The 11169-nt window shown below is 42.5% G+C and carries 8 protein-coding genes; 7 read left to right on the forward strand and 1 reads right to left on the reverse strand.

The genetic code is table 11. From position 1 onward, the window contains the following. Positions 1–50 precede the first annotated feature (50 nt). Genes G4P69_RS33260 through G4P69_RS33270 form a run of 3 tightly spaced genes read left to right on the forward strand, consistent with a single transcriptional unit; the run spans position 51 to position 6563 of the window. A complete protein-coding gene (locus G4P69_RS33260) occupies positions 51–4061 on the forward strand; it encodes a Pls/PosA family non-ribosomal peptide synthetase (RefSeq protein WP_243903120.1) in 4011 nt (1336 codons plus the stop codon). Beyond that, positions 4054–5829 (forward strand): iron uptake porin, encoded by a 1776-nt coding sequence (locus G4P69_RS33265; protein WP_208343009.1) that lies wholly within the window; start codon positions 4054–4056, stop codon positions 5827–5829. The genes G4P69_RS33260 and G4P69_RS33265 overlap by 8 nt, the downstream gene beginning before the upstream one ends. Positions 5830–5888: 59 nt before the next feature. Next, positions 5889–6563, forward strand: coding sequence for an O-methyltransferase (locus G4P69_RS33270; protein ID WP_208343000.1), 675 nt, complete (start codon positions 5889–5891; stop codon positions 6561–6563). 54 nt (positions 6564–6617) lie between these two features. On the opposite strand, the gene G4P69_RS33275 is transcribed toward G4P69_RS33270, so the two are convergent. Next, positions 6618–7241 carry a class I SAM-dependent methyltransferase gene (locus G4P69_RS33275; RefSeq protein ID WP_208342999.1) on the reverse strand — a complete coding sequence of 208 codons (624 nt, stop codon included), beginning with the start codon at positions 7239–7241 and terminating at the stop codon, positions 6618–6620. Positions 7242–7363: 122 nt separating this feature from the next. Between G4P69_RS33275 and G4P69_RS33280 the strand changes: the two genes are divergently transcribed. From G4P69_RS33280 to G4P69_RS39670, 4 genes are all read left to right on the forward strand, one after another. After that, the gene (locus G4P69_RS33280; RefSeq protein ID WP_208342997.1) at positions 7364–8404 is read left to right on the forward strand and encodes a threonine aldolase family protein; all 1041 of its coding nucleotides are present in this window, start codon (positions 7364–7366) and stop codon (positions 8402–8404) included. A gap of 36 nt (positions 8405–8440) precedes the next feature. Next, entirely contained in the window at positions 8441–8851 is a 411-nt protein-coding gene (locus G4P69_RS33285) for a carboxymuconolactone decarboxylase family protein (RefSeq protein WP_208342996.1), read from the forward strand. Between the two features lie 351 nt (positions 8852–9202). Then, on the forward strand, positions 9203–10267 hold the full coding sequence (locus G4P69_RS33290) for a transposase (protein ID WP_243902479.1): 1065 nt from the start codon (positions 9203–9205) through the stop codon (positions 10265–10267). Next, positions 10212–10673 carry a hypothetical protein gene (locus tag G4P69_RS39670; RefSeq protein WP_243902478.1) on the forward strand — a complete coding sequence of 154 codons (462 nt, stop codon included), beginning with the start codon at positions 10212–10214 and terminating at the stop codon, positions 10671–10673. The genes G4P69_RS33290 and G4P69_RS39670 overlap by 56 nt, the downstream gene beginning before the upstream one ends. The last annotated feature ends 496 nt before the right edge of the window (positions 10674–11169 follow it).

Below are 11169 nucleotides of genomic sequence, written 5' to 3' on the forward strand. Positions count from 1 at the left end.
ACCACGTGAAATTTGGTGATGTATTTGGCTCTAAATTGAGAACAGCAGAAATGCCACCAAAGCGTCTGCATTACTTCTTTGAAAACCGTTGTGACGCTGATCCTAAATCTGTCGCTTTGGTCTGCGGAGCAGAGCATCTGACCTATGCTGAGCTTGACGTGCAGGCTAACCAGTTAGCAAACTACTTTGTACACAAGGGTATCACATTAGGGAAGCGGGTTGGTATTTTGTTGCAACGATCTATCCATACTTATGTGACGTTGCTTGCAGTGTTAAAGTGCGGTGCTGCTTTTGTCCCGCTCGATCCATCGTTTCCCCAAGATCGTATTACTTTCATTGCCGAAGACGCATCACTGGATCTGCTAGTGACCACAACCGATTTCATGGAGGCAATTATTGACATAGGTTGTGAAGTTCTGGCTCTCGATCTTGTTACTGTGGCGATAGCGAAGCGCTGCGGCGTTCGCCCTTGGCGTCTCCCCTTGGGAGAAGCGCCGATCGCACAGCAGCCAAAAACACGTCCAGCAATTCCAGATACGCAAGACGAACTGTGCTACATCATCTACACATCAGGCTCCACTGGCAGACCCAAAGGCGTTGCAGTAAACCATTCAAGTATCTGCAATTTTCTCACAGTATGTACACCAATCTATGGTGTAACTCCTTGGGATCGAGTTTATCAAGGTATGACCATCGCTTTTGATTTCTCGATTGAGGAAATCTGGCCAACCTTTATCGTTGGAGCAACCCTAATTGCAGGTCCAACGGATTACCGACGCTTAGGATCAGGTCTTGCGGACTTCTTGATAGAGGAGAAAGTAACAGTCTTGTACTGTGTACCTACACTGCTAGCAACAGTGGATCGAGACGTCCCTTCAGTGCGAACCTTGATTGTTGGTGGTGAAGCCTGCCCACAAGATTTGGTAAAGCGTTGGAGTCGTGTTGGTCGGAGAATACTTAACACATATGGTCCTACTGAAACGACAGTTACTGCACTGTGGACAGAACTTTTCCCTGACGAACCTGTAACCATTGGTAGACCACTACCAACCTACAGTGTTTATATTCTTGACGAGGAATTGCGTCCGGTACCGCAAGGGGAAGTTGGGGAAATTTGCATCAGTGGTATCGGCGTCGCACGTGGCTACATTAACCGTCCAGAATTCACCGCCTCTAAATTTGTTTTGAATCCATTCGAGCAATCCTCCACAGAAGCTAGATTGTACCGTACTGGGGATTTGGGTCGAGTCACAACCAATGGAGATATTGAATATCTTGGTCGTATTGACAGCCAAGTCAAGATTCGCGGCTACAGGATTGAACTCACAGAAATTGAGGCAATTTTATTAGAAAACCCAGAAATCGAGAACGCCATTGTGTCGGTGGTGTCTAACAATAGTGGAATACAAGAATTAGTAGCCTACATAACACTGCTTTTCGCGGTAGAGGCTCCGGAAGATTTGAAAACTTCCCTACACTCTACATTACGTAGCCGCTTACCTAGCTACATGATACCAGCATACATCGAAATTCTAGATACGATTCCTACACTACCTAACGGTAAGGCAGATCGTTCTAAACTGCCGATGCCAAATATGGTGAAGCTGAGCGATCGCTCCGATAACCATGTACCCCCAGCTACACCATTGGAGCAGGAATTAGTCAAAGCGTGGAATTGTGTATTTGGGCGAGACAAGATCTCAGTTGAGGAGGATTTCTTTAAGGATTTGGGTGGTCATTCACTATTTGCGGCTCAGGTGATTTCTAATCTCAGGCAAAATCGAAAGTTGAATCACCTGTCTATCGGTGATCTTTACTTACACTCAACTATTCGCGATCTAGCGACTCACATCGAAGGTAGTCAACTATCCAGTAAGTCGATTATTTCTCAAACATTAACCGAGGAGGATGATGATTTGAGGGACACAGGGCTCAAGCCTGAGCGTATTCGACGTCGCCATAGTAACCTACGAGTCTGGGTTTGCGGTTGTCTACAAATGCTTTGCCTATATGTCCTGTTTGTTGTTTTGGGAACACCATCAATACTACTCATATCACAATCTGGAATTAGGTCTTCTCTCACTCTTGAGATTTCTAGTACTATACTCATCCTCTTTATTTGGATACTGACGATCTTAGTATTACCAATTGCAGCAAAATGGTTATTAATTGGTCGGTTTCGTCCTGGTCGCTATCCACTTTGGGGTTGGTATTATTGTCGCTGGTGGCTGGTAGGCAAAATTATGACCCTTGCACCACTCGACTATCTCGCCGGATCGCCACTGATGCCTATTTATCTCCGACTGCTTGGTGGACGCATTGGCAAAGGATGCTATATAGGAACAGGGCGATTGCACATGCCTGATTTAATTGAGATCGGTGACGAAGCTAGTATTGGCTACAGTGTTGAAATACAGCCGTTTGCTATCGAAGATGGATGGCTGTATCAAGCACCGATCCGAATTGGTGCCAACGCTTTCGTTGGAACTAACTCAGTGCTGATGCTTGGTGGAAATATTGGTCAGTGGGCACGATTGGCTGAGCAATCTTTAGTTGCTCGCGACCAAATGATTCCAACTGGTCAGACTTGGAGCGGTTCACCTTCTAAACGGATTACGAACACAGATCCCATACTGGACAACATAGCTGATCGCAAACCATCAAACCTAAAATACTCACCAATCCTGTGGGTAGGATTTTTCATAGGATTTGTCTTCATCGAGATTTTACCGTTCCTTATCTTTATTCCGGGGCTGATTTTTCAGTATGCCGCTGCTGGAGATAATTTATTTAAACAACTTATTGCTACACCAATTGCAGGGCTAATTTTTGTAGTGACTACCTGTACGTTGGTCGCAGTTGGCAAAAGGTTGCTGATGCCAACTGTCCAACCTGGGATCTTCCAAATACAATCAGGTTTTGGTTTCCGTAAGTGGCTAACTGATAAGCTGATGCTTACCAGTTTAGCGGTTACCAATACACTTTACGCCACACTTTATACACTACCTTGGCTGCGTCTTTTAGGAGCCAAAATTGGCACAAGGTCAGAAGTCTCGACAGTAGCGCACATTGACCCTGATCTACTGACACTAGGTAGTGAGAGCTTTGTCGCCGATTTTGCTGCTATTGGTCCTGCAAAGCATTACAACGGGTTCATGGCGCTGGGAGCTACTGAACTCGGCAATCGTTGCTTCATAGGCAATGCAGCCCTCGTTCCAGCTAACACACGTCTGGGAGACGATTGTCTAATCGGTGTACATTCGTTACCCCCAACTAAGCCAGTTGAGTCAGGGACTTCATGGCTTGGTTCACCAGCTATTTTCCTTCCACACCGTCAGAAAAGTCAGGTATTTGACGAAACTGTCACTTTCCGACCACCTGTCAAGCTAGTTGCCTATCGTTTAGGCATGGAGTTTCTCAGGATTGTGTTACCGCTTACGCTAACTTATGTGCTGGCAATTGAGAACATTATAGAAATTGTCTGGGTAACACCATTGCTGTCAGTATCTATACGGATTGCTGTTATGCCATTCCTCTATATAGGTTCCGCATTTCTGGTAACTGGATTAGTAGCAGCGTTGAAATGGCTAATCATCGGGCGCTATCGACCTCGGGTTGAGCCACTGTGGTCTAACTTTGTATGGCGTACTGAGCTGATCACTGGGCTGTATGAAACTGTAGCTGTACCATTTTTGATCAGGTGGCTCACCGGTACACCTCTGCTTGCACCAAGTTTGCGGCTGTTTGGTGCCAAGATTGGTCGGCGAGTATATATGGATACAACCTTTTTGACTGAGTTCGATTTAGTTCGTGTTGGTGATGATGCGGCGATCGGCAGCTTAACGTCGCTTCAGACCCACCTGTTCGAAGATCGGGTAATGAAAATGTCCGCAGTAAGAATAGGTCAAGGGTGCACTGTTGGACCACGTTCAGTAGTTTTGTATGATTCAGTGATGGAGACTGGTTCTAAACTCGATGGTCTATCACTGGTCATGAAGAGCGAAGTGTTGCCATCTCAGACTCAATGGCAAGGTATTCCAGCAGGTTATTCCAATGCCTAAAGTATGCAATGTTCTGCTTGTGTTCCCAGCTATTTTAGTCGCAACATTTTTTGTGCTGACTAGATCTCTTGCTGCTAAAGCACTTACAAGGAATCATAAACTTTCTACGTCTCAACACGCCTTAATCTCAATCGAACCAATCGATTTTAGGAGTAGTGAAGACGATGCTGACGATGGAATGTCACAAATAAATTCAGTATCTGAGTTATCAGATGTGCAATCCACGGATTGGGTATTCCAAGCACTGCAATCATTGGGGGAACGATACGGTTGTCTTACTAGATACCCGAATAGATCTTATCGAGGCAATCGGGTGATGACACGGTATGAATTTGCGACTGGGTTGAATGCTTGTCTTAATAGAGTTAACGAACTTATTACGACCGCCAGCAGTGATTTAGTGAGTGAGCAAGATTTATTAATATTACAAAACTTAAGACAGCAATTTGCTGGGGACTTAGCGATATTGCAAGGGCGTGTAAATCCTGTGGAAGCAAAGGTGGCTGAATTACAAGCGCATCAATTTTCCACCACAACTAAACTCGATGGCACTGTTGTTATCGCATCAGTCAGCGTTTTTGCTGGAGATAATGCTAGGGGTCAGAAAATAAATACCACTCCCATATTAGCTAATAGGGCACGTCTGAACTTTAGCACTAGTTTTACAGGTAAAGACCAGTTAAGAACTAGACTTCAAGCAACAAATTCAAATGCTTTGTCTGGTAGTTCTACTTTCACTCCAGAGGGCGAGCTACGCTTTAGTGCTTCTACTTATAGTAATGGAAATAAAAACAACATAGATTTGGATGAACTGTCCTACACTTTCCTGTTGGGGAAAAATACAAAAGTAGTAATTGATGGGCATTTTGGTACCGCTGATGACTTTACTGATACCGTTAACTCTTTCCTTGATGGTGATGGTGATAGCGGTGCCCTCTCTAATTTTGGCACCCACAACCCGATTTATAACTTGGTTGCTGGTTCTGGAATAGCTGTAACCCACGAGTTCAGCGACAATGCAGAATTGACTTTGGGTTACTTAGCTAGTGAGTCTAACGATCCCTCACACAAAAATGGTTTATTCAATGGTCCTTATGGTGCGATCGGACAGTTGACGATTAAGCTGAGTGAAAATTTTACTATTGGCTTGACTTACGTTAACTCCTATAACAATGATCTCACTGTTGGTAGCAACCGTGCTAATTTACATTCTGCTTTACTTAGTAATAGTGCTGTTCTACCTTCAGAGATTGCTAGTAGTCCTAGTAGAGGTACTCAAACTTCGAGTGGTAATGTAATTTTACCTACACGTACGTTAGAGAAGCTTAGGGGAGAGAGTTTGCCTACTTCCACTAATTCCTACGGGATCGAGGCGTCGTATCAAATTAACCGGAGATTTGTAGTTGGTGGCTGGGTCGGCTATACCAATACACGTATCCGTTCCAAACTTGGTGGAGTAATTCCTCCTGGGGAGCTTGATATCTGGAATTACGCACTCACATTGGCTTTTCCGGATCTGGGTAAAAAGGGCAGCCTCGGAGGTATAATTGTGGGTATGGAGCCTAAAGTTACAGATGTGAGCGTTAGTCTCAGGAGGTTAGTAGGCAAAGATCCAATGACTTCTTACCACATCGAAACATTTTATCAGTATCCTGTGACGGATAACATCGCTATTACTCCTGGGATAATCTATCTTACCGCTCCGGATCACAATAGCCGCAATGCTGGTGACGTTCTCGGCGTCATCCGTAGCACGTTGACTTTTTGAAAATGTCTGTCGCTTGAGCCAAGAGCGTTTCAACGATTGACCAAAAATGAGGACAGAATATGACCTTGAAACAGTGGACTGCAGTAGATGAATACATTACCGACTTATTCGTACCATTCGACCACGCCCTTGATGCTGCTCTGCAAGCTTCTACCGATGCAGGACTACCGCCACACAATGTCACACCGAGCCAAGGCAAACTGCTAGCTATTTTGGCACAAGCGATAGGAACTCGCTCAATACTGGAAATTGGTACGCTAGGGGGTTACAGTACAATTTGGTTAGCGCGATCGCTACCACCAGGGGGAAAACTCATCACCCTAGAAGCTGCTCCCAAACACGCGGAAGTCGCTCGTAAAAATATTGCACGTGCTGGACTAGCCGAGGTTGTTGAGGTTCGTGTTGGGCAAGCATTGGATACGCTACCACAACTAGCTGCGGAAAGTCGCGAACCGTTTGATTTAGTATTCATAGACGCTGATAAGTCAAACAGTACAGCCTATCTTGAATGGGCGCTTAAGCTGACTCAACCAGGTAGCTTGATTATTGCTGATAATGTTGTACGGGATGGTGCAGTTATTGATCCCAACAGCAATGACAAAAGCGTCCAAGGTGTGCAAGACTTCAACACCGTACTAGCTGCTGATTCCCGTGTAAGCGCTACTGTTATACAAACGGTAGGCAGCAAAGGTTATGATGGGTTCGCGATCGCGCTTGTAACCGAAAACTCCTAGGGCACAAGCCCCCACTTCTAGCTACAAAGGAACTATGGGAAAATTTATCGAGATTCATTTCTCAAAAACAAACGTCACCAGCCTTGGCGGTTTGTTGAGATCTTCTTCGTGCCACCATTCTTTCAGTTCTTTAAGCTTAAACCCGCTACTTTGGGCAGCACCGAGAAAATCTGATATATGATGTATAAATGCTGCGATTTCAGTTGTTACTTCACCTTTTTGGAAGCTAGCTTTTTTTCCTTGATATTGTCTAAAGGGATGAAGTTCAGAAATAAAAAACTGACCTCCATTATCTAGTGAACGAAATGCTTCTGAAAATATAAATGAAATATTTTCTATATGTTCGAGTACAAGGTTGCAGACTATGAGATCGGCAGATATATCATGATAAGTCCACTTTTTTGTGATGTCAGCTACAGAAAAAACAACGTTATTGGAATTCAGTTTCTCTTTAGCCTTGCTAATCATGCCTTCTGAAAAATCAACGGCATAAACTTTATTAGCAATTTCTGAGAGAAAACAAGTGTTTTTTCCTGTTCCACAACCAAGCTCAATAATTGATTTAAACCTAGAATTCATCAGTATTTTCTCGGTAATTACACGGTCTAAATCCCGTGTAAGGTTACTGTCCGATTCGTACGTTGCTGACCAATTATTGTATCCCTCTTGAATGCTCATACAACTTCTAAAAGATGGGAATTTTTAACTAACTTTATATTATATATAGAAACCTATCCACAACAAGGAATAATTTCGCTAACATAAGGTATCTAGGCTAAAGGTTAAAACTACAACCAACAATGGACTCTTATTTGGAACAATTTGCAAGTGATAATTACTCTGGAATTTGCCCAGAAGCATTAGAATACATGCTTCAAGCAAATCGAGGCAGCGCTCCCGCCTATGGAAACGATATATGGACTCAAAAGGCGTCAGATAGTTTTCGAGAATTATTTGAGATTGATTGCGAAGTCTTTTTTGTCTTTAATGGCACTGCTGCAAATTCCTTATCGTTAGCGGCATTATGCCAGTCATATCACAGTGTGATTTGTCATGAAAATGCACATATTGAAACTAGTGAATGTGGTGCGCCTGAGTTTACTTCTAATGGCTCGAAACTTTTACTTGCTAAAGGCGAAAATGGGAAGTTAACAACTGAGTCAATAGAAGCTTTATTATTGGGGAAAAGAGCCGACATTCATTATCCAAAAAGAAAAGTAATTAGCCTTACTCAAGCTACAGAATTAGGAACTATATATTCAATCGAGGAACTAGCTGCTATTAAAAATTTAGCAGAACAACATGACTTAAAAATTCAGATGGATGGTGCTCGCTTTGCTAATGCTGTAGTTGCCTTGAATAAAAGCCCTGCGGAAATTAGCTGGAAAAGTGGTGTAGATGTGTTGTGTTTTTGTGGTACAAAAAACGGCATGGCAGTAGGGGAAGCAATTATTTTCTTTAATAAAGAATTGGCAGAAGATTTTGCCTATCGCTGTAAACAAGCCGGACAACTTGCTTCTAAGATGCGATTTATTTCTGCTCCTTGGCTAGGTTTGTTGGAAACTGGTGCTTGGCTGAAGAATGCTCGTCATGCGAATCAATGTGCTGAATATTTAGAGAATGAATTGTTAAAAATAGAAGGGGTTCAAATCATGTTTCCCAGGCAAGTCAATGCTGTTTATGTGAAGTTGCCAGATAAAGTAGTTCAAAAGTTACGAGAGAAGAATTGGTTATTTTACAGTTTTCTTGGTGTTGGGGGAGTGAGGTTAGTGTGTTCTTGGAATACAACTAAAGAAAGGATTGATGAATTTATTAGTGATATAAAGGAGTTTATTGTTTAATATATCTGGAGCTTAAAACTAAATTCAATCTAAATTATGACCAACCTCATTGAATACGAAGACGCTAGTGACGAAGTACGCGCAGTTTACGACGACATCCGCACAACACGCCAGACTGACTATATTAACAATTTCTGGAAAGCTTTAGCAAATCACCCGCCTACCTTGCGGAGAACTTGGGAAACGCTTAAAGAAGTCATGGGAAGTCCTGGGGAAATAGACCCACTAGTGAGAGAATTAATTTATATTGCCGTCAGTGTCACAAATGGTTGCGAATACTGCATTGCTTCCCACACAGCAGCAGCGCGTGCTAAAGGAATGAATGATGAAATATTTGGCGAATTGATGGCAATCGTTGGTGCTGCGAACATGACAAATAGGCTCGCTAACGGTTATCGCATTCCTGTTGATGATTTGTATAAACTGAGTCCAGTTGCGCACTCCTGACTTTCCAAGAATCACCCAGTAGAAGCCATGTGGTGCCACTAGGCTAAACTATTGGACTTTGGACAAAAAAAGAAGAGTTCGCGTCAAAATTACGCGAACTTCTGTAGGGATGAATCTTGCAGAGCATTTTTGAATTCTTGTATCAGATGTATCAAACACGAATCTAAAAATACTTAATTATAAGTAGTAAAAGTAACTGACTAATAATCAGTCTATCCGCATGTGTTTGAGATGGAACTTCTCTGATGCCAGTAAAGTGAGAAAATTTACCACCAGATAGAAAAAAAGATAGCCACCAAATCCTGAAGACATAGTAATATCAACAACGCTTATGTCTTTGACGAAATACTGATGGCTACAGTAAAATTTCACAATCAACTAATATCACAATTTCAGAATTTTAGAAAAAAACTTTACAATTGTTTTCAGCTTAGTAGCGATGCTTGCATAGATTTGTTGGATGCACTTGCGGGAAATACGGGAGCTAGATCAATTGCTGAGTTATCTTTAAGCCCACTGTTTCTAAGAAGCTATAACTCTATTTATAAAGCTATCAAAGAATCATTTAATACAAATAGTCAGGAGATCAACAAAGAACAAAAAGGAAAAGAAGAAGAAAAACCAGATAACTTAATTAGGTTAGTGTCTGAGTTAATCTCGCCACCACAACAACAGCCTTTTTACTTATTCGCAGCTGATACAACACCACACCCGCGCCCTTACGCAAAAACTTTATCGGAACGTGGGTACATTTACCAACCAAACACGATAAAAGGTAATAAACCTATCAATATTGGTCATCGCTATTCAGTACTTTCAATCCTACCAGAAAAAGAGATTGATTGTCGTGCTGCTTGGGCGGTGCCCTTATCCGCACAAAGGGTATCACTGGAGAAAAGTGGTACTGATGTTGCCAGTGAACAAATTCAATCTATCATGTCTGATTCATCACTACCAATGCATAAGAAATTGTGCGTATTGGTGGGAGATACTGAATATAGCCAACGTTCTTTCCTTGAACAGCAATCAAAACACAAAAATTTGGTTGTCATAGCCCGAGTCCGAAGCAATCGGATTTTCTATCAATCTCCAATTGTTGACGAGTTAAAGAAAACACCTGGTTGCCCCAAGAAATACGGTGACCGGTTTGATTTGGCTGACGCGGAAACTTGGCATAACAGTAGCGAAACAACACAAATACAACAGACCACTCGTAAGGGTCGTCACTTAAATGTTACTATTCAAGCCTGGCATCAAATGTTGATGAGGGGAACCAAAGTGCAAAAAATGTACCGTCATCCCTTCACCCTCCTCAGGATTCATGTGACTGATGATACTGGGGATACGGGAGAGGAAACCGATGTGGTTAATTGTCATCGGCGACCGACGGCAAGAAATCTCTCCTACTGTTGCTAACAAAAGCTTTCGACAAAGGTTCGATATTGAACATCTGTTCCGTTTCGGTAAGCAGCGCTTGTTAATGACACAGTTCCAAACTCCAGAGCTTGAACACGAAGAAAATTGGATACGATTAGTTATGCTGTCTTACGTACAACTTTGGGCTGCAAAGGATTTGGCAACATACTTACCCAGACCTTGGGAACGCCCCCAAGATACTACAAATCCCCCCACTGTTACTCCAAGTGTAGTACAACGTGATTTTCTCAGAATTATTTCACAGACTGGTAAACCTGGACATTCTCCCAAAACCCGGGGAAATTCATCTGGGAGAGTAACTGGTCATACTCAACCAAAACGCACCGTACATCCCGTAGTGAAAAAACAGTCAAAATCTACACCGACTAACCAAAAAGCTGCGTAAATTTCGTTAGGCTTTAGGGATTTCACTCACTTTCACTTAGTTTGAAATATAACTAAGGTAATTTTTGCTGGCGAGCTTTTATTCGTGTTATTAATACGCGAACGTCTTTTTTTAGTTCAAAGTCCAATTATAATCGGATTAATATACGCACGTCGTCTGCGCTCCAGAAGCCCCTAAAAAAACTTTGTGATTTACTGAGTTTAAACTCCAGTAAGTAGATACGAATAAATCTAGCTATGTAACAAAATGTAAAAAGACCAAAAACTTCAAGAGCAGCAATATGGTAGATGCGATCGCTCGCCCGCTTATGTGTTGTTGCTAAAGCGATCGCCGCTGCTACGTTATTACCCTAATTATCCTGTGCAGTTGGTCGAATCAGAATTTCGTTCACATTTACATGTTCAGGTTGTGTTACTGCGTAGACTATAGCTCTTGCAATATCCTCACTTTGTAGAGGTTTTATAGTCCTGCGTCTTTCTTCGCTGCGCTGTTTGGC

Origin of the sequence: Aetokthonos hydrillicola CCALA 1050 (genome assembly GCF_017591665.1) — a bacterium.
In the GTDB taxonomy this organism is placed as follows: Bacteria; Cyanobacteriota; Cyanobacteriia; order Cyanobacteriales; family Nostocaceae; genus Aetokthonos; species Aetokthonos hydrillicola.